This window comes from Sphaerisporangium perillae (genome assembly GCF_023276435.1).
Taxonomy (GTDB): domain Bacteria; phylum Actinomycetota; class Actinomycetes; order Streptosporangiales; family Streptosporangiaceae; genus Sphaerisporangium; species Sphaerisporangium perillae.
Genome location: NZ_JALLPO010000008.1, coordinates 33,537 through 56,356, shown reverse-complemented (window position 1 = coordinate 56,356; position 22,820 = coordinate 33,537). Strand labels below are relative to the sequence as shown.

The 22,820-nt window shown below is 72.2% G+C and carries 20 protein-coding genes; 15 read left to right on the top strand and 5 right to left on the bottom strand.

Going from position 1 to position 22,820, the window contains the following annotated elements; translation table 11 throughout:
• Positions 1-16 precede the first annotated feature (16 nt).
• Entirely contained in the window at positions 17-982 is a 966-nt protein-coding gene (locus tag MYF83_RS09680) for a hypothetical protein (protein WP_248959898.1), read from the top strand.
• A 30-nt stretch (positions 983-1,012) separates the two neighbouring features.
• On the opposite strand, the gene MYF83_RS09675 is transcribed toward MYF83_RS09680, so the two are convergent.
• Both MYF83_RS09675 and MYF83_RS09670 read right to left on the bottom strand, forming a co-directional pair.
• Positions 1,013-2,302: an APC family permease gene (locus MYF83_RS09675; RefSeq protein WP_248959897.1), complete on the bottom strand. Its 1,290-nt coding sequence runs from the start codon at positions 2,300-2,302 to the stop codon at positions 1,013-1,015.
• Positions 2,303-2,466: 164 nt separating this feature from the next.
• On the bottom strand, positions 2,467-4,575 hold the full coding sequence (locus MYF83_RS09670; protein ID WP_248959896.1) for a bifunctional copper resistance protein CopD/cytochrome c oxidase assembly protein: 2,109 nt from the start codon (positions 4,573-4,575) through the stop codon (positions 2,467-2,469).
• A gap of 258 nt (positions 4,576-4,833) precedes the next feature.
• On the opposite strand from MYF83_RS09670, the gene MYF83_RS09665 reads away from it, so the two are divergent.
• Entirely contained in the window at positions 4,834-5,031 is a 198-nt protein-coding gene (locus MYF83_RS09665) for a CsbD family protein (RefSeq protein ID WP_248959895.1), read from the top strand.
• A 123-nt stretch (positions 5,032-5,154) separates the two neighbouring features.
• Here MYF83_RS09665 and MYF83_RS09660 read toward each other — a convergent pair whose 3' ends face one another.
• Entirely contained in the window at positions 5,155-5,784 is a 630-nt protein-coding gene (locus tag MYF83_RS09660) for an RraA family protein (protein WP_248959894.1), read from the bottom strand.
• Between the two features lie 318 nt (positions 5,785-6,102).
• Entirely contained in the window at positions 6,103-6,555 is a 453-nt protein-coding gene (locus MYF83_RS09655) for a VOC family protein (RefSeq protein WP_248959893.1), read from the bottom strand.
• Positions 6,556-6,854: 299 nt separating this feature from the next.
• Here MYF83_RS09655 and MYF83_RS09650 point away from each other — a divergent pair, with 299 nt between their 5' ends.
• The 7 genes from MYF83_RS09650 to gnd all read left to right on the top strand — a co-directional run bounded on the left by MYF83_RS09650 (position 6,855) and on the right by gnd (position 15,267).
• The gene (locus tag MYF83_RS09650) at positions 6,855-7,250 is read left to right on the top strand and encodes a TIGR03618 family F420-dependent PPOX class oxidoreductase (RefSeq protein ID WP_248959892.1); all 396 of its coding nucleotides are present in this window, start codon (positions 6,855-6,857) and stop codon (positions 7,248-7,250) included.
• Positions 7,251-7,444: 194 nt separating this feature from the next.
• Positions 7,445-8,779: a hemolysin family protein gene (locus tag MYF83_RS09645; protein ID WP_248959891.1), complete on the top strand. Its 1,335-nt coding sequence runs from the start codon at positions 7,445-7,447 to the stop codon at positions 8,777-8,779.
• 37 nt (positions 8,780-8,816) lie between these two features.
• Positions 8,817-9,821: a hemolysin family protein gene (locus MYF83_RS09640; protein ID WP_248959890.1), complete on the top strand. Its 1,005-nt coding sequence runs from the start codon at positions 8,817-8,819 to the stop codon at positions 9,819-9,821.
• 153 nt (positions 9,822-9,974) lie between these two features.
• Entirely contained in the window at positions 9,975-11,246 is a 1,272-nt protein-coding gene (locus MYF83_RS09635) for an acyltransferase family protein (RefSeq protein WP_248959889.1), read from the top strand.
• A 168-nt stretch (positions 11,247-11,414) separates the two neighbouring features.
• Positions 11,415-12,851 (top strand): LCP family protein, encoded by a 1,437-nt coding sequence (locus MYF83_RS09630; RefSeq protein WP_248959888.1) that lies wholly within the window; start codon positions 11,415-11,417, stop codon positions 12,849-12,851.
• Positions 12,852-13,050: 199 nt separating this feature from the next.
• Entirely contained in the window at positions 13,051-13,719 is a 669-nt protein-coding gene (locus tag MYF83_RS09625) for an HAD family hydrolase (RefSeq protein ID WP_248959887.1), read from the top strand.
• Positions 13,720-13,833: 114 nt separating this feature from the next.
• Complete coding sequence (gnd, locus tag MYF83_RS09620) at positions 13,834-15,267, top strand: NADP-dependent phosphogluconate dehydrogenase (protein ID WP_248959886.1); 1,434 nt, start codon at positions 13,834-13,836, stop codon at positions 15,265-15,267.
• Positions 15,268-15,404: 137 nt separating this feature from the next.
• Here gnd and MYF83_RS09615 read toward each other — a convergent pair whose 3' ends face one another.
• Positions 15,405-15,617, bottom strand: a complete 213-nt coding sequence (locus tag MYF83_RS09615) for a hypothetical protein (RefSeq protein WP_248959885.1) — start codon at positions 15,615-15,617, stop codon at positions 15,405-15,407.
• A gap of 265 nt (positions 15,618-15,882) precedes the next feature.
• On the opposite strand from MYF83_RS09615, the gene MYF83_RS09610 reads away from it, so the two are divergent.
• From MYF83_RS09610 to MYF83_RS09585, 6 genes are all read left to right on the top strand, one after another.
• Positions 15,883-17,118: a helix-turn-helix domain-containing protein gene (locus MYF83_RS09610; RefSeq protein WP_504973743.1), complete on the top strand. Its 1,236-nt coding sequence runs from the start codon at positions 15,883-15,885 to the stop codon at positions 17,116-17,118.
• A gap of 300 nt (positions 17,119-17,418) precedes the next feature.
• A complete protein-coding gene (locus tag MYF83_RS09605; RefSeq protein ID WP_248959883.1) occupies positions 17,419-18,255 on the top strand; it encodes an undecaprenyl-diphosphate phosphatase in 837 nt (278 codons plus the stop codon).
• Positions 18,256-18,343: 88 nt separating this feature from the next.
• Entirely contained in the window at positions 18,344-19,303 is a 960-nt protein-coding gene (locus MYF83_RS09600; RefSeq protein WP_248959882.1) for a 3-oxoacyl-ACP synthase III family protein, read from the top strand.
• Entirely contained in the window at positions 19,303-20,070 is a 768-nt protein-coding gene (locus MYF83_RS09595; RefSeq protein ID WP_248959881.1) for a glycosyltransferase family 2 protein, read from the top strand. Before MYF83_RS09600 ends, MYF83_RS09595 begins: the two co-directional genes overlap by 1 nt.
• The gene (locus MYF83_RS09590; RefSeq protein ID WP_248959880.1) at positions 20,067-21,263 is read left to right on the top strand and encodes a cytochrome P450; all 1,197 of its coding nucleotides are present in this window, start codon (positions 20,067-20,069) and stop codon (positions 21,261-21,263) included. Before MYF83_RS09595 ends, MYF83_RS09590 begins: the two co-directional genes overlap by 4 nt.
• Complete coding sequence (locus tag MYF83_RS09585; RefSeq protein ID WP_248959879.1) at positions 21,260-22,816, top strand: class I adenylate-forming enzyme family protein; 1,557 nt, start codon at positions 21,260-21,262, stop codon at positions 22,814-22,816. Before MYF83_RS09590 ends, MYF83_RS09585 begins: the two co-directional genes overlap by 4 nt.
• The last annotated feature ends 4 nt before the right edge of the window (positions 22,817-22,820 follow it).

Here is a 22,820-nt window from a genome sequence, read left to right as displayed (position 1 = left end):
AGCAGAGAGGTTCGGCATGGACCGCGACGGCACCCCGAGATCCCACGACGAGGATCCTCTGAAGCAGACCGGTCCCTTCAACATCGACTGGACCCCTGAACCGGAGCGCCCGGGCGGCGATGTGCTGTCCGACGGATGGACGCCCGGACACGAGCCCGTCCTTCCCCAGAACGACGACTCCGTGGAGTTGGAGCGGCCGGACTACGAGCGGCCCGAAGGCCACGAGCGCGCAGAGGGCTATGAACGCCCGGAGGGCCATGAGCGCGCAGAGGGCTACGAGGCTTCCGGGGAGCACCCTGAGGGCTACGAAGGCCCTGACGACTACGAGCGGCCGGAGGGCTACGCGCGGCCCGACGACGAGACCTGGGACCCCAACGGCGCGCACGACCCCGAGACCGAAGCGCACCGGGGCTTCCTCGGATCCGGCTGGACGGGTGACCTGGAGGAGGAGAAGGGCAACAAGAACAGGGGACTGATCATCGCCATGGCCGCGATCGTCGTCCTGGCGGTCGCGGGCGGCTGGATCGTCTCCTCCTCGGTCGGTTCCAAGCCGGAGGCGGCGTGCGCGGCTGCCGCCGACTGCTCACCGGCCGGACAGCAGGGAGCTCTCACCGACGCCCCGACCGCCGACCCCAGCGGCCCGGTGACCGCGCCGGCCGAGACGCCGGAGCAGACGGAGGAGGCGTCCGCGTCCCCGAGCGCCACGCCGACCACCACACCGACGTCCTCGCAGTCGCGGGTCACGCAGGAGCCGACTTCACGGCCGTCACCGACCCGCACCCGCCACTCGTCGCCTCCGGCGACCCCGAGGTCGACCAGCCGCCCTGAGGAGCCGCAGGAGCCTCGCGTGCAGAACGACGACCCCACCGCGTCGCCGACCGCGTCCCCGACGCCCCCGCCCACCACGCAGCCCCCCCAGCCCGCTCCGAGCCCGACGCAGACCAAGGAGAAGAGCGGCGGCCTTCTCGACTGGCTGTTCTAGAGCGACTCTCTCCTGTAGCCGGGCCCGCCGTCAGCGAGGCCCGGCCGCCCTCCGCACGAGCCAGGCGACCACGCCGGCCGCGAGCACCCCGCATCCGGCGAGCGTCGAAGGCAGCGGAAGGCTGAAGGCCAGCAGCAGGCAGCCGGCCAGCCCGGCCATCGGCACGAACCGAGCCGGGCGACCCTCCTCGGCGGTGAGCGTCAGGGCTGAGGCGTTGGCGATCGCGTAGTACACGAGCACACCGAACGAGGAGAAACCGATCGCCCCCCGCAGGTCGGCCGTCGCGGCGACGACGGCCACCACCGCGCCGACGGCCAGCTCGGCGCGGTGCGGAACGCGGTGGCGCGGGTGGACGGCGTCCAGGGCCCGCGGCAGGTGCCCGTCCCTGGCCATCGCCAGGACGGTGCGCGAGACACCGAGGATCAGCGCCAGCAGCGACCCGAGCGCGGCCGTCGCCGCCCCCACCGTCACCAGCGGGACCAGGCCCCCCGCCCCGGCCGCGCGGACGGCGTCGGCGACGGGCGCGGTGGAGCGGGCGAGTTGCCCGGGGCCGAGCGCGGCGAGCACGGCGACGGCCACGATCGCGTAGGCGGCGAGCGTGATCGCCAGGGCGAGGGGGATGGCCCTGGGGATGGTCCTCGCCGGGTCCCGGACCTCCTCACCGAGCGTGGCGATGCGGGCATATCCAGCGAAGGCGAAGAACAGCAGCCCCGCTGCCTGGAGCACTCCGCCCGCCGTCATCCCCGTGGAGGTGACAGGCCACGCCACGGCGGCCGTACCACCGGTGAGGCAGGCCACGACGGCGACCGCGAGCACCGTCAGGACGGTCGCGACGATCATCCGGGTCAGCCACGCCGCCTTCTGCACGCCCGCGTAGTCCACCGCCGTGATCGCGGCCACGGCCGCCACCGCCACCAGGTGCTCGTGCCCTGGCCAGGCGTACGCGCCCACGGTCAGCGCCATCGCCGCACAGCTGGCGGTCTTGCCGACCACGAAGCCCCACCCCGCGAGGTAACCCCAGAAGTCGCCCAGCCGCTCGCGGCCGTACACGTACGTGCCGCCGGAGGCGGGATAGCGGGCGGCAAGTCGCGCGGAGGACGTCGCGTTGCAGTAGGCGACCAGCGCCGCCACCGCGAGAGCCGGCAGGAGTCCCGCGCCGGCCGCGGCGGCCGCCGGGCCGAACGCGACGAAGACCCCGGCTCCGATCATGGAGCCGAGACCGATCACCACCGCGTCACCGGTACCGAGGCGCCGCGCCAGCTCCGCAGGAGGTCCGCCGGTCGAGTCTGGGGACGGGCCGGGGGGCGGCGACGACGTCATGGTGCCACTTTAGGCGGACACGACGATCCCGGTGGGCCGGCACTTCGGGGGTCGCGCGCGGCCCCTGGAGGGCCAGGGGCGAGCCGTGGAGGCTCAGGCGCGGGCGAGCCCCCGGAAGCTCAGGGGGCGAGCCGTGCAGGGTCGAGAGCTGCCCGCGCGGAGACTCAGGAGCGGGCCGTGGAGGGCTGCGGGGCGGGGTCACGCGTGGCGACGCGGCGGCGGGCGCGGCGGCGCCAGACGGCCATGAGGACCAGCAGGGCCGCGATGGTCACGGCGGCCGGGCCCGCTCCCAGTACGGCCCCCGCCTGCTGGTCGGTCACGCGGTCGGGCGCCCACGGGATGGCGAGGGCCCCGTACCAGTCCTCGCCCTGCGTGGGACCCCCGATGAACACCAGCGCCACCCACGCCTGGACGACCAGCGCGCCCACCAGCATGCGGGTGCGGATCACCGGGCTGATCGCCCTCGGCAGCGGATCGAGGCCGAGCGCGACGCAGAAGAACCAGGTCCCGGTCACCGCCATGACGGTCACCGAGGCCAGTCGTACGGCGAGGCTCGACTGGACCGGCTGGAACAGACCGGTGACGTAGAGCAGCAGATAGGGCACGGCGTAGAGGGCCGTGGCGGTGAGCGGGTTGCTCAGTCCGAGCGCGACCGGGCCGTTCGCCGTCCGCTGGGCGAGCGGCGCGGCCTCCTGGACCGGCACCAGCGGGGCCCCGAGGGCGAGCAGGGCCGGGCCCACGGTGCCGATGAGGGCGTACTGCAGCGCGTGCATGGAGAACATCGCCGGGCCGTACGCGGACACGCCTCCCGCCAGGCCGTACAGCAGGATCAGGAGCCCCGCCATCGCGGCCAGGGTACGGCCGGCCGGCCACGGCTCGCCGCGCCGGACCAGCCGCCGGACGCCGACGAGGTAGGCGATGGCCACGCCGGCCACCGCGAGGATCACGATCGGATCGGGCCGGGTCTCGGTGATCAGTCGCCAGGGCGCGAACGGCGGCAGGGTGTAGCCGAGCAGCTGGTGCTGGTCGTGCAGCGCTCCCGCGCGCGGCGGCGGGGTACGCGACAGGCCGACCGCCAGCGCGATCGTGCAGGCCATCACCGCGATCTCGGCCGTCGCCAGCCGGACGAACGCCCCGGCACCGGCAACGCGTCCGAGGAGGGCGATACCGGACCCGGGGGCAGGGAGCGGGGCAGGATCGGGGCCGGCGGGCGAGGGGACGGCAGGGGTGGTGTCCGGGGCGGGGGTGAGGTCCGGATCGGCGGGCGGAGGGACCGCGGACGCCGCGTCAAGGGCAGGGACGGACTCCGGAGCAGCAGACGAGGCCACCGCAGGGGCGGGGTCCAGGGTGGGGGCGAGGCCCGGATCGGCGGGCGGAGGGACCGCAGGGGCGGGGTCCAGGGTGGCTATTGTGCGGTGGCGGTGGGTCCAGCCGAACCCTCCGAGGAGGGCGAGGGCGGCCAGCTTGGCGAGGATCAGAAGGCCGTAGCGTGTCTCCCAGAGCTGGGTGGGCCCGCCGAGCCGGATCCAGGCGTTGACCAGGCCAGACGCTCCGACGGCGACGAAGCAGCAGAGCGCGATGGCGCTGAACCTCCGTACCGCGAGGGCCGGTCCCTCCGATCGGCGCAGGTGGGTGACGAGCCCGAACAGGCCGCCCACCCAGAGCGTCACCCCGGCGATGTGCAGCATCAGGCTGGAAACGGCGATGTTGTGATCAGCGGCCGACGCGGAGTGCCCGACGTACGCGGGTGGCAGGACGGTGAAGACAGCCAGGACGAGCAGGAGGGCCCGGCCCCAGGTGCCCAGGCGCAGCGTGGTCCCCGCCGCGATGACCAGCGCGAGCAGCGTCACGACCATGAATGCCTGCCCTTGGGGCACTTCCATGCTGTAGGTAGGGAGGAACCCCGACTCCAGCGCTTCCCCTACCGGCAGCCCGAGGAGGTCCGACAGGGTGAGGATCTGGGTGAGCGCCGCAGCGGCCGCCCACGCGAGCGCCCAGGGTCCGGCCGCGCGGGTGATCTCCCTGCGGGAGGCCGGGTCGCCGGCCAGCGCGACCGCCGTGAGCAGGGTGCCCACCGTCGCGACCGCGCAGATGTCGTGCAGGACCCTGACGACGGGAAGGCCGACGGTGGTGAGGAGCCCCGGAGAGGGCAGGCCGGGGATCCCGGCTCTCGGCCAGCCGCCGCCGAACCACGACGCCACGAACAGCACGGCGACCGCCGCGATGCCGACGAACACGAACATGAACACGATCGAGCGCCGGGGAGAGGCCATTCTCCTGTTTCCTCGTTTCAAGAACGCACTGCCGCTGTAGCCCGCGTGATGTTTCAGGAAACGCACTGCCGCTGTAGCCCGCGTGATCGAGTATCTCCGCAATCCCCGGTGACGGGGAGGTTCTTTCGTTAAGGCGCGGCGACTTTGTCCGCATATGGCACCGCTTGAGGGAATGGAGAGGCCTTGGTCGCGTTTACCCGCCTCCGCACCGGACAGGTGCCAGTAGGGGACAGACCCATAGTTGAGGGGGCCGGAAACATGGGCGCTAAAGACAAGATCTCGAACAAGGCCGAGCAGCTCAAGGGCAAGGTCAAGCAGGGTGTGGGAGACGCCACCGGGGACGAGGAGCTCAGTGCCGAGGGTGAGGCCGACATGGCCAAGGGCGGCCTGAAGCAGGCCGGGGAGCGCGTGAAGGACGCCGCCAAGAACGTCAAGGACGCCTTCAAGAAGGACTGATCGGGCACCGGTCCGGGCGGCGGGGGCCGAACAGGCCTCCGCCGCCCGTACGCCCGGACCACGCGTACCCGCCCGGGTGGGGGGCCGGTACGCCGGTCCAGGCGAGACGGGCCGGGGCGGGGTTCAGAGGGGGCGGCGTAGTTTGGTCAGGATGTCCTCCTTGTAGCGGCTGGCCTCGGCCAGGGTGGCTCCCTCGCGCAGCGCCGTGACGACGTTCTCCTCGGCATCGGCGTACATGTAGGAGTCGGCGAAGACGTCGGTCGAGGGAAGGGCGACGACCCCCGCGCCGTCCATGACGATGGTGGTGCTCTCGTCCACCGTCACGCCGGCGATCTCCACGGCGCCGCCGACGGCGGCGACGTGGACGTCCGGCCCGGGCCCGGCGGTGGCCTCGTACAGCGCCCACACGGGCAGGCCGAGGTCACGGTAGGCGTTGACGTCACGGACGCCGCCCTCGACCAGCAGGCCGCACGCGCCTCGGGCGAGCGCGGCGCGGGTGAGGATCTCGTCCCACACCGCGCCGGCCGCCGTCTGGGCGCCGGCCACGACGATGACCCGGCCCTCCAGGCACTCGTCCATCACCGAGCGCAGGGGGGCGAGGCCGTTCTCCCCGGGGCCGGGGGCGAGCCGCACGGTGAGGGCCCGTCCGAGGAGTCCTGGAGATCGGTGGAGGGGGCGTAACGGCGGGCTGAGCCAGCCGGTGAGGCCCCGCAGTTGCAGTACATCCGCGATCGCGGTGGTAGGCGGAACCACAGTATCGATCACCTCTTATAGAAGTTTCCGGATCTTGCCGACTGAGGTAGGCACTAATGCCCCTCGGGTGCGGTGTCAGACCTGCCGGAACGACCCGGTTAGCGGGTCGGGCCCCGCGCTCGCGGGGGCGTACGGACGATGTGCATGACACCCTTTTCCTTCATCGAGCCATCCCCGAAAGCCGGGACGGCGACGTGCGAGGAACGAGCTGATCACGAATCCAGCTCTAGTGAACCGCTTCACCCAGCACACGTCCGCCGTTCGGCGGATCTGGTCCCGGCGACCCGGTCGTCGCCGGTGGGGCCGGTACGTCGCGCGTCAGTCGGCCCAGAGCGTGCGGACCTCCTCGTAGACCTTCTGGTCGTGCGAGATCTCGACGACGTTGCCGTCCGGGTCCTTCAGCGCGCAGACGTAGCCGACCGGGGGCGGCAGCTGCATGGGCTCCCAGTGCAGGCAGCCCAGCTCCCGCGCGCGCCGGGCGATCTCGTCGACGTCCTCGCGGTTCGGCACCTCCATGCCGAGATGGGCGAACGGCGTGAGCTGCGGCTGCTCGCGTCCCCGGTCCTTCGCGAACTCCACGAGGACGAGCACGAACGGCGTCTCGACCTGCTTGTCGTTGGAGAGCCAGGCGTTGCGCCCGTCCTTGTCCTCGTGCGTCGAGACCACCACCAGCGGGGTCATGGTCGTGTAGAACTCGATGGCCTTGTCGAGGTCGCAGCTTGGCAGGGCGATGTGCGTCCAGCGCGCCTCGGTGAGCTTCTTCCCGAGCACCAGTGCCTCCTTGGGCCGTCCGGCCCGGCCGCCCGGCGCGGGGCCGTTCGGCGCTCCCGCCGTCACGCCCGCCGGGTGGTCAGGCGTCCACCTTCCCCTTCGTGGTATCTCCCCCGTTTGTCCGTCCGGACAGGCCTCGCGGACCCGCCGTTCCGCTGCCTTGATCTTCTTGCGCGTAGTATCCGGTCGGCGCGTCTCCGTGCCTAGGTCATCGATCTTCGCGGAGCGCGGAATGAGGTTGGTCGCCGTGTTGTTCGGCAGTGGCGAAGCGGTAGACCTGAGATCTCGAGGAGCCACCAATGAGCGAACTGAACGACGACGCCATCGCCCTGCTCCGCCGGCCCATCCACGCCTGGGTGACGGCCCACCGCGGTGACGGCTCGCTGCACAGCACGGTGGTCTGGGTGGACGTGGACGGGGACGACGTCGTCTTCAACACCGCCGTGGGCCGGGCCAAGGAGCGCTACCTGCGCGAGGACCCCCGCGTGTCGATCAGCCTGCTCGACCCGGACAACGGATACCACCTGGTCAGCGTCTCGGGTAAGGCGCGGTTCGAGCTGGAGGGCGCGGACGAGACGATCGACCGCCTGGCCAAGAAGTACCTCGGCGTGGACTCCTACCCCTTCAGGAATCCCGAGGAGCAGCGCATCAACGTGCGCGTCACGCCCGACCACGTCATCCACAACGGCGGCTGACACCCGGCGTGGTCGCCCTCTCCCTCCCGCCGCCCGGGTGGGTGCCACAGGGGCCCATGTTCGTCGTCCGGCCGAAGGGATGATCGCTGTGGCATTCCCAGCGAGGGGCCGTCCCGGTACGGTTCCCGCCGACAGGTGAACATGACGTGGAGTCTGATCTACTGAAGTAGCAGGCTTCACGGGAGGGCGACACCGTGATCGTCAATCTGATCTACCTGCTGGGCGCGCTGGCCCTGGTCATCGCGAACGGCGTGTTCGTCGCGGCGGAGTTCTCCCTGGTCACCGTCGAGCGCAGCGAGGTGCAACGGCTCGCCTCGGCCGGTGACCGCGGAGCTCAGGGGATCCAGGCGGCCATCCAGCGGCTCTCCTTCCAGCTCTCCGGCGCCCAGCTCGGCATCACGATCACCTCACTGCTGCTCGGCGTCATCGCCGAGCCCGCCATCGCGAGCCTGCTCCGTCCCCTTGTCCAGTACGTTCCGGGGCTGCCGGACGCGGCGAGCCAGAGCGTCTCGGCGTTGCTCGGCCTGCTCATCGCCACGGTCAGCCAGATGGTGCTCGGTGAGCTGGTGCCAAAGAACGCGGCCCTGTCCCGCCCGATGACGATCGCCCGGCTGTCCACACCCCCGCAACGCGCCTTCTCAGCGGTGTTCGCCCCGCTGATCAAGGCCTGCAACGCGGTGGCGAACGCCCTGGTGCGCGCACTCGGGGCCGAGCCGCAGGACGAGCTGGCCTCGGCCCGCTCCCCCGACGAGCTGAGCCTGCTGATGAGCCTCTCCGCCGAAGCGGGCACCCTCCCGACCGGCACCGCGGCCATGCTGCGCCGCGCGCTCCGGTTCGGGGACCGGACCGCGGCCGAGGCGATGACCCCGCGTATGGACTGCGTGACGGTGACCGACAGCGACACCGTCGCCGAGTTCCTGACGCTGGCCCGGCGCGAGCGCCACCTGCGGCTGCCGGTCTCCGGCGGCGAGCTGGACGACATCGTCGGCATCGCCTCCGTGGTCGACGCCTTCGCCGTGCCGGAGGCCGGGCGGGCGAGCACGCAGGTGGCGACGATCCTGCGCCCTCCCCTCTTGGTCCCCGAGACGCTCGACCTGGAGACCGTCCAGGAGCGCCTGTTCTCGGCCCGCAGGGAGATGGCTGTCGTGGTGGACGAGTACGGCGGTTTCGCCGGCATCGTCACCGTGGAGGACCTCGCCGAGGAACTGATCGGGGACATCGCCGACGAGTACGACCTCCCCGAGGAGGGTTCGGCCGAGCCCGAGCCCGCCCTGCTCGGTCCGGGGGAGTCGGTGGCGGTCCCCGCGCTCCTGCGGGCCCACGAGGTCGAGGAGCGCACCGGCTTCCAGATGCCGGAGGGGCCGTACGAGACGCTCGCCGGCCTGCTGATCAGCCGTCTCGGCCGCCTTCCCGACCCGGGGGACAGCGTGGTGGTCGACGGCTGGACCCTCAGGGTCGACAGCATGCGCCGCCACCGGATCGAGCAGATCACACTGACCGCCCCGGGCGGCGACGAGGAGACCCCGTGATGCGCCCCGCCGGCACGGGCGCGGCCAGGAGGGGCCGATGACCCTCCTGGACGCCCTCGCCATCGTGCTCCTGCTGGGAGTGAACGGGTTCTTCGTCGGCGCGGAGTTCGCGCTGATCTCCGCTCGCCGCACCCAGATCGAACCGCTGGCCAAGGAGGGCTCCCGGCGGGCGCGCGCGGTGCTGGCCGCCATGGACTCCGTCCCGCTGATGCTCGCCGCCGCGCAGCTCGGCGTGACCCTCGCCTCGCTGGCGCTCGGCGCCGTCGGCGAGCCGGTCCTCGCCCACGCGCTGGAGCCGCTGTTCGCCGCGCTGGGCCTTCCCGCCGGGCTGGTCCACCCGACGGCCTTCGCCCTCGCCCTGATCGTCGTCGTCTCCGCGCACGTGATCATCGGCGAGATGGTGCCGAAGAACCTCGCCCTCGCGGCGCCGGACAAGGCGGCCCTGTGGCTGGTGCCGGCCCTGCGGATCGCCGCCCGCGCGACCCGCCCCCTCCTGGTGGCCGTCAACGCCCTCGCCGCGGCCGTCCTGTGGGTGCTGAAGATCCCGCCCACCGAGGAGATCCGGTCGGTCTACACCTCCGAGGAGATGCCCGCCCTCATCAGGGAGTCGCACCGGCACCGGCTGCTGGAACGGGACGAGCACGATCGCATGATCGCCACCCTCGCCCTGTACGCGCGGCCGGTGGCGTCGGTCATGGTGCCGATCGACGAGGTCGTGAGCGTGCCCGCCACGACCGGGGCCGCCGAGCTCCAGCAGTACGCCGGCCGGTACGGCCACTCACGCTTCCCCGTTCGCGGCGAGGACGGGCGGCTGTGCGGCTACCTCCACGTCCTGGACGCGCTCAACGGCCACGCGCCGGGCCGGCCGCTGCCGGCCCGCGACCTGCCGCACCTCAACGCCAGGACGACGCTGGCAGACGTGCTGGCGACGATGCGCAAGCGCCGGGCCCAGCTGGCGGCGATCGTCGGCGACGACGGTTCCGTGGCCGGAGTGGTCACCCTGGAGGACGTCCTCACCGGCCTTTTGCACCACGCCCGCTAGGAGACCTCCGGCTGACCCGCGTGCCGATGGCTCCCGCCGGTTCCGGTCCCGGCTCACAGCGCTCACTCAGGAAACCATGACAAACCACCCATATAGCCATATTAGGGTGCCATGGTGGTTAAGGACGCCGCTATCCGGGGTAGCGCGGGCCGAATGCACGTCGCGACCCGCACGAGGCCCCCGTCATCGCCGCCGGCACGATCGTCCCGAGGCGCCCGGCAGTCCTGGCTGGACGCCCTGCGCGGGTTCGGCGCCCTGATCGTGGTCTTCGAGCACTCGCTGGATCCGCTGCTGCCGGAGATCCGGGCCACGATCAGCCCGTGGTTCGACTTCGGGCAGTACGGGGTGCTGGTGTTCTTCCTGGTCAGCGGTTATGTGGTGCCGATGTCGCTGGAACGGCGCGGCAGCGTCCGCGCGTTCTGGATCACCCGGGTCTTCCGCCTGTACCCGCTGTGGGCGCTCGCCGCGGCGGCCGGCACGATGTTCGGGGTCATCGGGGTCTACACCGTCCTGCCCGCCCAGCTCGCCGGGCAGCCGTGGACGGCCGCGCTGGCGCACCTCACGATGCTGCAGGACCTGTTCCAGGTGCCGAGCGTCGTCAACGTCTTCTGGACGCTCTCGTACGAGATGGCGTTCTACCTGCTGGTGACCGCGATGTTCGTGTACGGCGTGCACCGGGCCAGCGCCGGGGCCTCGATCACGCTGGCGGTGTGCGCGCTCGCCGCCGGGGCGTTCGTACCGGCGGGCCTGCTCTCGCGGAACCTGGGTGGAACGGTCGTCTGGGCCGCCGCGGCCGTCCTGCTCGGCGGGATGGCCGCCGTGCTGAGCGGGGACCGCGACCTGCGACGGTACGGCGCCGCGGCGCTCGCCGTCCTCGTGCTCGTGCTCCTCACCTTCAACAGCAGAGTGGGCGCGTGGCAGAGCCTGGTCATCGTGGCGACGATGTTCGGCGGGACCGCCCTGCACCACATGGAACGCCGGCCCGCCGCGCGGTGGCGCGGGCTGATCGTCCTGGTGCCCATCCTCTCGGTCGCCGCGGCCGTGTGGCTCGGACCGGGGTGGGGCATGCCGCCGGCGGCGCAGGAGGCCTTCAAGTGGAGTTGGTCCGCCGCCGTCATCGGGGCCTGGCTCACCTTCGCCGCCGGGCTGGCCCTGCGCCACCGCGCCATCCCCGCCGCCCTGGCGTGGCTCGGGCTGGTGAGCTACTCCGTCTACCTGCTGCACCCTCTGGTCCTACAGGTCGTACGGCGGATCACCATGGATCCCTCGAGGATGACCCTCGGCGAGCGGCTGGCATGGGAGGCGGCGTTCTTCGCCGCCGTGATCGGCTGTGCCGCGCTGAGCCACCGGTTCGTCGAACGACCGGCGCAGCGTCTGGGGCGCCGCCTCGCGGGCGGCGGGCGAGCGAGGCAGCTGGCCAGGTAACAGATGATGTAGCTGCAAAAATGAGGATTTCCTGCGAATACTGCGACAGAGGGCCACAAATATCACCCCGATCGCTAGACTTGCTCGCGGCTTGCCGGGCGGGTGGATCCGGCGCCTGTAGTCGGCGCGTGGCCCGTGGCCACCAGCCCTGGCCATTCCGTGGGGACAATGAACGGCGGGCTTGTCGATGTGCGCCCTGTCCAGCCTGTAGACGAACCTCCGGGCGGGCCGCCCCGTACCGCCGGACGGCGGTGGACGGCGTGGCTGTGGTGCCTGGTCGCGGCGGTGGTGGGAGTCTCCCTGGCGGCCGGCGCCACGGTGGTCGGCGCGTACACCAAACTGAGCGGCAACATCAGGCACGTCGAGGTCGACGCCAAGGACCTCGGCACCCGGCCCGTCAAGGTCAGCAAGGCGCTGAACATCCTCATCGTGGGGTCGGACACGCGTTCGGGCGCGAACGCCAAGTACGGCCACCGCGATCTGGGCGAGCGCACGGACACGATCATCCTCGCGCACATGTCCCCCGACCGCGGCAACGCGATGCTCATCAGCTTCCCGCGTGACTCGCTGGTACAGCTCCCGGCGTGCCCGCGCAAGAACGGCCTGCCCGGCCAGCGCCCGCACATCGGCATGATCAACGAGTCGTTCAACTTCGGCGGCATCGGCTGCACGTGGCGGACGATCGAGTCGCTCACCGGGATCCACATCGACCACTTCGCCAAGGTCGACTTCACCGGGTTCAAGAGCATGGTGAACGCGCTCGGCGGCGTCGAGATCTGCGTTCCCAAGGCGATCGACGACAAGAAGGCCATGTTGCACCTGGCGGCGGGCAAGCAGGTCGTCAAGGGCGAGCAGGCGCTCGGCTACGTGCGGGCCCGCTACAGCCTGGGAGACGGGTCCGACATCGGCCGCATCCAGCGGCAGCAGATGTTCATCGCCTCGATGATCAAGAAGGCCATGAGCGGCGCCACGCTGGCCGACCCGGCCAAGCTGTTCCACTTCCTCGACGCGGCCACCAGGTCCGTCACGACCGACCCGCAGCTCACCGTGAGCGTCATGAAGGACCTGGCGTCCAGCGCTCAGGGGCTGGCCGCCGGGAACATCCGTTTCGTCACGACGCCATGGCGCTACTCCCTCACCCAGCCCGGCCGCGTCGAGTGGGTCCAGCCGCAGGCCAAGCAGCTCTTCCGGCTGGTGGCGACCGACACGAAGATCAAGGGCTCGAACATCAAGACCGGCCGCCAGGGCAAGGTGCCGAAGTCCAAGATCGAGATCGTGGTGCAGAACGGCACCAACCGGAGCGGCCTGGGCGGTCAGGTCGCCGCCGCGCTCGAGCAGCGCGGCTACACCGTCGTGAAGGTCGGCGACCTCAAGCGCAAGCCGTACGCCAAGACCACGATCAGGTACGCCACGGACGGGCAGACCCGTGTGCCGACGCTCGCCGGCGACCTCGTGGTGTCGCGGAACGCCGCGGTGGCGAACGTCACGACCACACGGCTCGTGCTGGTGATCGGCTCCGACTGGAAGGGTCTGAAGGCCGCTCCGGTCTCCGAGGACGACCTGAAGGGCATCGACGCGACGCAGGACTCCTGCTCGGCCGCCTGACGGTCTGAGCAGCGGTTTTCCCGCTTCGCTCCCGCCCGCCCGTTGGATCCGCGCCGTCCGGGGTACGGAACCGGGCATGTGTCACTTGCTTCGCTTCATGGGGTGATATCCGGAAGGCGGGATTGCCGCCACGGATTGGCGAGCGTCGAGCGGCACGGGGAACGGGCGAGCGCCCGGTGTCACACAGGGACGGTGAACGATGCGACGCGGAGTCATCTTCGATATCGACGGAACCTTGGTCGACACGAACTACCTGCACGTCGTCGCCTGGTGGGAGGGGTTCCGGCGGCAGGGGCACGACATGCTGATGGTGGACATCCACGGGGCCATCGGACGCGCCGATAAGGCTCTGATCGACTACTTGCTCCCTCGGGCGACCGAGAAGGAGGCCGAGGCGATCTCCGAGACGCACGCGCGGCTGTACAAGCCCCGCCTCGAGGAAGTGCGGCCGGTGGCGGGGGCCGGGGAACTGCTGCGCGCGGTCGCCGACCGCGGCCTGCTCGTGGTGGTCGCGACCAGCGCGCCCAAGGACGAGGCCGAGCGCCTGATCGGCGTGACGGGCGCACAGGACGTGGTCTCGGCGCTGGTCCACGCGGGCGACGTCGACAGGTCCAAACCCCACCCCGAACCGATACAGGAGGCCCTGGACAAGAGCGGCCTGCGGCCCGAGAACGCGGTCATGCTGGGGGACACCGTGTGGGACGGGCTGGCCGCACGCCAGGCGAAGGTCGGATGCGTCGGGGTCCGCTCGGGCGGCATCGACACCGCATCCCTGCTGGAGGCGGGCGCCGAGGCCGTCTACAAGGACTGCCAGGACCTGCTGTACCACCTGGACGACAGCCCGATCGGCCCGCTTCTCCGGAATTGATCCCGGAGGTCTCCGGGTTATCCAGATGGTCCGCGTGGAGGTTTCCTCTCGCCGTCCATCGAACCGGGTGGGCCTCAACGGCGTATTGCCGGATCAGAAGGAGAGTGATCTCACATGGCACAGCAAGCGGTCATCGGTGTCACAGGACTCGGGGTCATGGGCCGCAACCTGGCGCGCAACTTCGCCAGGCACGGCTACCCCGTCGCCGTCCACAACCGGACGAGCACCAAGACCAAAGCGCTGATCGAGGAGTTCGGCCACGAGGGTGACTTCACCCCCGCGGAGACGCCGGAGGCGTTCGTCGCCTCGCTGGCACGGCCGCGCAAGATGGTGATCATGGTGAAGGCCGGCGCCTCGACCGATGCCGTGATCGAGGAGTTCGCCCCCCTGCTCGAACCCGGCGACATCATGATCGACGGAGGCAACGCGCACTTCGCCGACACCCGGCGCCGCGAGAAGGCCCTGCGGGACCGCGGCATCCACTTCGTCGGCGTCGGCATCTCCGGCGGCGAGCAGGGCGCTCTCGAAGGCCCGAGCATCATGCCGGGCGGCTCGCCCGAGGCGTACGAGTCCCTCGGCCCGATCCTGGAGGACATCGCCGCCAAGGTCGACGGCGTCCCCTGCTGCACCTACGTCGGGCCGGACGGCGCCGGGCACTTCGTCAAGATGGTCCACAACGGCATCGAGTACGCCGACATGCAGCTCATCGCGGAGGCCTACGACCTGCTCCGCAAGGCCGCCGGGATGTCGCCCGCCGAGGTCGCCGAGACCTTCCGCACCTGGAACGCCGGCCGGCTGGGGTCCTACCTCATCGAGATCACCGCCGACGTGCTGTCCCACGTGGACCGCGCCACCGGGCGGCCGTACGTCGACGTGGTGCTCGACCGGGCCGAGCAGAAGGGCACCGGCCGCTGGACCGTCCAGGCGGCCCTCGACCTCGGGGTCCCGGTCACCGGCATCGCCGAGGCGGTCTTCGCCCGATCGCTCTCCGGTCACGTCGACATGCGCGACGCGGCGCGCGCGCTGCCCGGGCCGTCCGGCGGCGGAGTGGACCACTCCTTCGCCGACGACGTCGAGCAGGCCCTGTACGCGTCGAAGGTCGTCGCCTACGCGCAGGGGTTCAACGAGATCCAGGCGGGCAGCGCGGAGTACGGCTGGAACATCGACCTCGGGGCGATGGCGACCATCTGGCGTGGCGGGTGCATCATCAGGGCCCGATTCCTGGACCGCATCCGCGAGGCCTACGAGTCCGACCCGAACACTCCCACGCTGCTGTCCGACGCGCGCTTCGCCGCCGAGGTGGGCGACGCCCAGGACGCGTGGCGCGACGTGGCAGTCACCGCGACCAGGCGCGGCATCCCGGCTCCCGGGTTCGCCAGCTCGCTCGCCTACTACGACGGGCTGCGCGCCGAGCGGCTTCCCGCCGCGCTGATCCAGGCGCAGCGCGACTTCTTCGGCGCCCACACCTATCGCAGGACCGACCGCGACGGCGTCTACCACACCCACTGGGAGCTTCCGGACCGCCCGGAGGCCCGCGTGGACGTCTGAGCGGCGCGACGCGCGCCGACGTCCGACCTGCACGGCGCGTCCACGCCGGGCCGGCGCCGGAAGAAGGCCACGCCCTGCCGGTGCCGGGCGGAGTCCACGCCATGACCGGACGGCACGGCCGGCCGCTCGATCGGCGTTCAGGGACGGGACGCGCCCTGGGCCGCCGATCGAGCGCGCTGTTCCTGCTCGGCTATGAGCTCGGCGAGGCTGGTGGCGTCGTCGGCGTCCACCGTCCGCCACACGCCGGCGGCCTCGGCCGCGTCGTCGAACCGCAGGCGCGTCGCCCAGAAGCGGCCGGTGTCCGACTGGAACACCCTCCACCCGGGCGCCTCCGCCGGCGGCGGGCTCACCCCGCCCCCTCGTACGGGCGCCCGGGTAACGGAGGCGGGCCGCCTGGCCGGCGGCCGGAGAGGGTGGTGAGCTGTCGCACTGGGCCGAACCTCGGTTCGCGTCAAAACCCCTTCAGGCACACGTATCGCCCGTATGGGTCTGCCAGTTATGGAGTCATCGGTCTGCGCGAGTGACATCCGCGCTACGGTCAGTGTGAGGGCCTGATAACGCGGTGTCACCGTTGCCGTGGTGCCGCACGTCGTTGCCGCAACACGGGGAGTGGCCATGGTCGTCGGAGAGGATCTGCGCGCCGCCCGCCTGCGCGCCGGCCTCAGCCTGGGGCAGCTCGGGCTCAGGATGGGCGTTTCCGCAGGTCACCTCAGCCGCGTCGAGCGTGGCGACCGTGAGGTCACCCCTGCCCTGGTCCGCCATTACGAGGTCGCCCTGGGTCCGGTGGGCCTTCCTCTTGCGGCAAACGGATCCGCGGATGACCCCGCCTGGGAAATGGGTACCGTCGATGACATGAAACGGAGGGGCCTACTCTCAGTCATCGCGGCGGCTTCCGTGGGGGTCGCCACGGGCGAGCCTGTGACGCGCCTGCTCGACGGCCTGGCGACCGACCCTCCCACCAGGGTCGGCTTACCGGAGGTGCGCGCCGTCGAGGCCGCCGCCGACCTGTACATGCGCATGGATCTCGCCCGGGGAGGCGACGCGGCCATCGCGATGGCCCGCGGATCCCTCGAGTGGGCGGTGAAGCTCCACGACCGCCCGATGACCGAACCCACGCGTGAGCGGCTCTGCTCGGCCATCGGGCTGCTGGCCGACCGGCTCGGCTGGGCCACCTACGACCAGGGCCGGCTCGAGCGGGCCGCGAGGATCCTCACCTTCGCCCTGGACTCGGCGGCACGCGGCGGTGACCGCGACCTGCGGGCGCACGCCATGCTCGACCTGTCGGTCTCCTTCGCCGACCTGGGCAGGCCCCGTGACGGCGTCGAGATCCTGCGGCTGGCGCTCGGCGACGAGCGCGTCTCCAGCGCCGAACGGGCCAACGTGCACGCCGTGGCGGCCCGCCACTGCGCCGCCGCCGGCGACCTGACGGCCGGCCTGCGGCACATCGGGCTGGCAGAGGAGGCGCTGGCCCGCGCCGAACCCGCGGTGGCCCCCGACTGGGCGCGCCACATCACCGTCTCCCCCGGCCACCACGACAGCGCCCTCGGGCTGGCTCTGTTCCAGCTCGGCGACGACGCACGCGCGCGAGACCGCCTCGCTGCGGCACTGGAACGCCTCGGCGAGAGCCGTACGCGCACCGGGTTGCGCTGTCTCACCCGCCTCGCCGTGCTGCGCATCCGGGAGGGCGACCGGGACACCGGCGCGGAGCAGGCCCGCCGGGCGGTCGCGCTCGCCGCCGATGTGCGCTCCATCCGCGTCGCCGGCGACCTGCGCACGATGATCGACGGTGTCCGCCAGTGCGGCATGACCGAGCTGGCCCGCGAGCTGACGCACTCCCTAACCGCGGCCTGAACGGCCGCGCCGCCCCGCCTCTCGCAGGGACCGCCCCGGGACCGCCCCGGTGCCGCGCCTCGGCCGCGCCCGCCTCTCGCGTGGCCGCCGACGTCCGGCTCTCGCGTGGCCGCCGACGTCCGCCTCTCGCGTGGCCGCCGACGTCCGCCTCTCGCGTGGCCGCGACGTCCGGCTCTCGCGTGGCCGCGACGTCCGGCTCGGTCGTTCGGCCGATCTGCCCGGACCGCGGGGTCCGCTAGCCTCACCTGATGTGCGGCCGCACGCCCCCCGGCGGCATCGCGCGCGGTCCTCCCCCGGAAGGTGTGTTCATTGATCGGCTGGTTCGAGGCGCTCGTGCTGGGTCTGGTGCAGGGGCTCACGGAGTTCCTGCCCATCTCCTCCAGCGCGCACATCAGGGTGGTGTCCGCCTTCTTCGGCTGGCAGGACCCGGGAGCCGCCTTCACCGCGGTGATCCAGCTCGGCACGGAGACGGCCGTGCTCATCTACTTCCGCAAGCGCATCTGGGAGATCCTCTCCACCTGGACGCGCGCCCTGTGGACCCCTGATCTGCGGCAGGACTCCGCGGCGCGCATGGGCTGGTACGTCATCGCGGGCAGCGTCCCGATCGGCGTGCTCGGCCTGGCGTTCAAGGAGTCGATCGAGACCACGTTGCGCGACCTGCGCCTGGTGGGCGCGTGCCTGATCGTCTTCGGCCTGCTCCTGGCCGTCGCCGACCGGATGGCGCGCAACGAGCTGACCCTGGACAAGAACCTCAACCTGCCGCACGCCCTGACGTACGGCCTGGCCCAGTCGCTGGCGCTGATCCCGGGCGTCTCCCGCTCCGGCGGTACGACGGGCGCGGGCCTGCTCCTCGGTTACCGGCGCGAGGAGGCGGCGGAGTACTCGTTCCTGCTCGCGATCCCGGCCGTGCTCATGTCGGGCGTCCTGGAGCTGTTCAAGATCGGTGAGGGGCAGGCGCCGGCCTGGGGGCCCACGATCCTCGCCACCCTGGTGTCGTTCGCCGTCGGCTACGCCGCGATCGCCTGGTTCTTGCGGTACATCAGCACGCACCGCTTCACGCCGTTCATCGTGTACCGGGTGATCCTCGGCGCCGTGGTCATCGCGGCGGTCGGCACCGGCCTCATTCCGGCCGCCTAGGATCCGCCTGCAGACGGACGCGGACGAACGGTCAAAGTTCGCTAGATTGCCGACAGCGGGGAGGAATTCGACACAACGGAGGGGCGCGATGAAGGCCCGTATATCGGGCGTCGCGACGTATCTGCCCGAATGCGTTCTGACCAGCGACGACGTGGAAACGCGGATCGAGGGATACGTCCCTCCCCGCGGCATCATCCAGCGCATGACCGGGATCGCGCGACGGCACGTGGCGGCCGGCGACCAGCAGGCGTCCGACCTAGCGGTGGCGGCGGCGCGGCGGCTCGACCACGCCGACGCCGACCTGCTGATCTTCGCGTCGGCCTCGCAGGACATGGTGGAGCCGGCGACCGCGCACATCGTCGCCGCCAAGCTCGGGATGTCGTGCCCGGTGTTCGACGTCAAGAACGCCTGCAACAGCCTGCTCAACGGGCTGCAGGTCGCCGACGCGCTGATCCGCACCGGCGCCCACCGCAAGGTGCTCGTCTGCACGGGCGAGATGCCGTCCCGCGCCGTGCGCTGGCGGGTCGCCGACCGGGCGCAGTTCGTGGACGCCTTCGCCGGGTACACACTGTCGGACGCGGGCGCGGCGGTACTGGTCACCGCCGACCCGCACCGCGGCATCTTCTACCGCGACTTCTCGGCGGACTCCACCGCCTGGGCGATCGGCACGCTCCCCGGCGGCGGCTCCGCCCACCCGCGCGACCCCGAATACTCCTACTTCCGGGGCGACGGTCGGCGGCTGAAGGAGGCGTTCGAGCTGATCGGCCCGGACATCTTCCTCGACGCGCTCAAGCGCACCGGCCTGACCTGGGACGACTTCTCGATCGTAGCCGTGCACCAGGTGGCGCTGCCCTACCTCGCGGCCCTCACCCAGGCACTCGGCATCCCCGAGGACCGGCTGGTCGTCACGCTGCCCGAGCACGGCAACTGCGCCTCGGCCACCCTGCCGCTCCAGCTCGCCGCCGGCGGCGCCCGCCCCGGTGACCGGGTCGCGCTGCTCGGCCTCGGCGGCGGCATCAGCCTCGGCGTGCTCTTCGCGGACCTGTGATGGACGGTGAGAACTCCATGGACCTCTGGGTGATCGTCCCCGCGTACAACGAGGCGATGGGCATCGAGGCGACCCTGCACGGCCTGGAGGCCCAGGACGACCAGGCCTTCACGCTGGTCGTCGTCGACAACATGAGCACGGACGGAACCGCCGAGGTGGTGAGGGCCTACGCCGCCACGTCCTCGATGAGGATCGAGGTCGTCCAGGAGGCGCGCAAGGGCACCGGCGCCGCCTCCGACACCGGGATGCGGCACGCCATCGCCCAGGGGGCCACCCACCTCGCCAGGACCGACGCCGACTGCGTGCCGCGCCACGACTGGGTGCGGGCGATCAGGCGGGGCTTCGGCGACGGGCTGGAGATGGTCGGCGGCAAGCTCAGGCCGCGCACGGACGAGTTCCCGCTCAAGTTCTGGGAGCGGCGCTTCATCCCGTTCGTGGTGAGCGTGGCCGCCGCGTTCGGACGCTTCCGGCCGGGCAACCGCGACGCGGCCTATCTCGGGCCCTACGTCATGATGCCGGGCGCCACGGTGGCCATCACGGCCGCGCTCTACGAGCGCTCGGGCGGCTTCCCGCGCACGGCGATCGAGGAGGTCCACGAGGACCGCGCCCTGGTCAACCGGGTGCGCAGGCTCACCGGCGCGTACGCCTCGCGCCGCGACGTGGTCGTGTACGGGTCGGTCCGGCGGCTGCGCGCGTACGGCCTGGCCGGCACGCTGGCCTGGTACGCCGACCACCACTACCGCCCCGACGTCGTCGACGTCCGGTGAGCCCTCACCTGACCGTCCCGTCCCGGCCGGCCCGGCGGGTCCCGGGCCACGAGACGCGCCTGTACCTGGCCGCCCACCCCCTCGTGTACCCGCTGATGCGGCTGCTCGCCCGGCTCGGCCCGGTGGTGCGGGTGCCGGGGATCGGCGTCGTCGTCAACGACGCCGCCACCGCGCGCGCCGTCCTCATGGACGAGCGGTTCCGCAAGGACGGACCCGGCTCCCCCGGTGACCTGTGGACGCCCGTGCTCGGCCCGTCCGTGCTGCTCAACATGGAAGGGGACGCGCACACGGCGCTGCGCCGCAAGCTCGCCCCGCTGTTCGCCCCGGCGCAGGTCGCCTCGCTCGTGGCCGAGGTGCTGGAGGTCCCGCTCCGGGATCTGTCGGCGCGGCTGGCGGGCGGCGAGACGGTCGACCTGGTCGACGAGATGCGGCTGATGGCCGGGGCGGTCATCTGCCGGTTGATCGGCATGGGAGAGGTCTCGCCGGACGACGCGCGGTCCCTGTTCGCCGACGGGGAGCGCATCGTGTCCATGGTGTCGCTGCGCTCGCGCGGGCTTTCCGAACGGCAGATCGCCGCCGCCCGCCAGGTGCTGGACCGGATCGGCGACATCGCCGAGGCCGCGTACGAGCGTGGCGAGGAGACGACGGTCATGGGACGCATGCGTTCCCTCGGCCTGTCCGCCGCCGAGGCGCGCGGGGCGGCGGGCGCGTTCTTCCTCACCGGCACCGAGACGGTCGCCACCTTCGTCCCGCGGCTCATCGCGCTGTTGCACGACACCGGAACCCGGCTGGACGGGCCCGGCGACCTGGACCGGGCGATCGAGGAGGCGATGCGGGTCACCACCCCGACACCGGTGATGCTGCGGTCGGTCGCCGTCCCGGCCCGCGTCGGCCGCGTTCCCGTACGGCCCGGCGACCGGGTGCTGATCGTGACCCACAACTGTGCCCGCGCCTACGGCCCGTTCGACCTGGCGACACGGCACCCTCCGGAGCTGCGGAGGATCTGGTTCGGGGCCGGCCCGCACTTCTGCGTCGGATACCCGCTGGCGCTGGCCGAGATCCGCGCCGTGGCCGCGGTGGTGCTGTCCCACGACGTGCGCGTGGTGCGGCGGCGAGCCGCACGAGGAGTGCTGATCCCCACTTATGCACATCTGTGGATAACCGCCGGCCCGGAGAGGACGGGCACCGGATGAGCGACGTGATCGCCGGCGTGCTCGACGCCGCCGGGCGCGCGCCGGACAGCGTCGCGATCATCGACGGGCGCGGCCGGAGGCTGTCCTACGGTGAGCTGGCCCGCCGGGTCGGCGCCGTCGCCGCGGCCATGACCGGGCTACGGCCGGGCGACGGCGTGCTGTTCGCCGTACGCCCAGGTCCGGACGCCGTGACGCTCGCCCTGGGCGCGGTGGCCGCCGGAGGGATGCTCGTCCTCGCCGACCCCGGCCTGGCCCCCGACGTGGTGGCCGGGCGGCTCGCCCTGACCCGGCCGGCCTGGGTGGTCGCCGATTCCCTCGTCTACGCGTTGAGCGGGCCGCTGCGCGCCCTCGCCCGGCGTCGCGGGCTGACCCTCCCGCATCTGCGCGCCCCCGTCCCGGGCCGGCCGGTGCGCCACCTGTACTCAGGCCCGTGGCTTCCCGGCGTCCCCCGCGGCGCCGTACGCGTGCCCGGCCTGGAGCGCCGCGGCCCCTCCCGCCTGCCCGGAGCGGGAAAGGCTGCCGGAGGGGCCGGGCACCCCGGCACGGCCGGACAGCCGTCTCAGCCGGGCACGAGGGCCGAGCGCGACCAGCCCGCGGTCGTCGCGTTCACGTCCGGGACGACGGGACGGCCACGCGGAGTCGTGCACACCAGGGGGTCGCTCGCGGAGGGGTCGGCGCTCTTCCGCGCGGCGGTCCCGCTGGCCCCCGGCGACGTCGTGCACACCGACCAGCTCATGCTGGGCCTGCCGGCGCTGATGGCGGGGGCCACCTGGTCGCTGCCCGGCTCGCGGCCCTTCGCCGAAGAGCTGGCCGAGCGCCGGGCCACCCACGCGTTCTGCGTGCCCGTACGGCTGGACAGGATCCTCCGGGAGAGCCCCGCGCTGCCCGAGACGCTGCGCTGCCTGCTCCTCGGCACGGCTCCGTCGCCGCCCGCCGTGCTCCGGCGCGCCCGCGCCGCCGCCCCGCACGCCGGGATCTGGTCGGTGTACGCCATGACCGAGGCGCTGCCGATCGCGATCGCCTCGGCGGAGGACAAGCTCGCCGTCCAGGAAGGCGACCTGCTCGGCACGCCGCTGCCCGGCGTCGAGGTCCGCATCGGCGACGACGGCGAGCTGTTCGTCTCGGGACCCCAGCTCGCCCAGGGATACCTCGGCGAGCCGCCGCTGGCCGAGGTGGCGACGGGCGACCTGGCCCGCGTGGACGAGGACGGGCGGCTCGTCCTCCTGGGCCGCAAGAAGGACATGATCCTCAGGGACGGGGTGAACATCTATCCAGGTCTGTACGAGCCGGCGGTGGCGGCGCTCCCCGGCGTGGCGGAGGCCGCGATCATCGGCGTCCCCGATCCGGAGACCGACGACGAGGAGGTCGTACTGGCCGTGATCGCCGACGAGGGCTTCGACCAGGCACGGCTGCGCAAGGCCCTTCCGGAGATCGTCGACGCGGGCGCGCTACCCGACCGGATCGAGGTCCTCGACGGCTTCCCGCGCGGCGGGCGCACCGGCAAACTCGACCGCGCGCTGCTCCGCGACCTGGTCGCCCGTACGCCGAAGTGAATCC

What these genes read in the sequence shown, in the direction of transcription:
- MYF83_RS09585 (WP_248959879.1), top strand. Translation starts at nt 21,260, where the DNA reads ATGAGCGACGTGATCGCCGGCGTGCTCGACGCCGCCGGGCGCGCGCCG.
- MYF83_RS09600 (WP_248959882.1), top strand. Translation starts at nt 18,344, where the DNA reads ATGAAGGCCCGTATATCGGGCGTCGCGACGTATCTGCCCGAATGCGTT.
- MYF83_RS09675 (WP_248959897.1), bottom strand. Translation starts at nt 2,302, where the DNA reads ATGACGTCGTCGCCGCCCCCCGGCCCGTCCCCAGACTCGACCGGCGGA.
- MYF83_RS09630 (WP_248959888.1), top strand. Translation starts at nt 11,415, where the DNA reads ATGAACGGCGGGCTTGTCGATGTGCGCCCTGTCCAGCCTGTAGACGAA.
- MYF83_RS09610 (WP_504973743.1), top strand. Translation starts at nt 15,883, where the DNA reads ATGGTCGTCGGAGAGGATCTGCGCGCCGCCCGCCTGCGCGCCGGCCTC.
- MYF83_RS09595 (WP_248959881.1), top strand. Translation starts at nt 19,303, where the DNA reads ATGGACGGTGAGAACTCCATGGACCTCTGGGTGATCGTCCCCGCGTAC.
- MYF83_RS09670 (WP_248959896.1), bottom strand. Translation starts at nt 4,575, where the DNA reads ATGGCCTCTCCCCGGCGCTCGATCGTGTTCATGTTCGTGTTCGTCGGC.
- MYF83_RS09665 (WP_248959895.1), top strand. Translation starts at nt 4,834, where the DNA reads ATGGGCGCTAAAGACAAGATCTCGAACAAGGCCGAGCAGCTCAAGGGC.
- MYF83_RS09680 (WP_248959898.1), top strand. Translation starts at nt 17, where the DNA reads ATGGACCGCGACGGCACCCCGAGATCCCACGACGAGGATCCTCTGAAG.
- MYF83_RS09650 (WP_248959892.1), top strand. Translation starts at nt 6,855, where the DNA reads ATGAGCGAACTGAACGACGACGCCATCGCCCTGCTCCGCCGGCCCATC.
- MYF83_RS09640 (WP_248959890.1), top strand. Translation starts at nt 8,817, where the DNA reads ATGACCCTCCTGGACGCCCTCGCCATCGTGCTCCTGCTGGGAGTGAAC.
- MYF83_RS09625 (WP_248959887.1), top strand. Translation starts at nt 13,051, where the DNA reads ATGCGACGCGGAGTCATCTTCGATATCGACGGAACCTTGGTCGACACG.
- gnd (WP_248959886.1), top strand. Translation starts at nt 13,834, where the DNA reads ATGGCACAGCAAGCGGTCATCGGTGTCACAGGACTCGGGGTCATGGGC.
- MYF83_RS09635 (WP_248959889.1), top strand. Translation starts at nt 9,975, where the DNA reads ATGCACGTCGCGACCCGCACGAGGCCCCCGTCATCGCCGCCGGCACGA.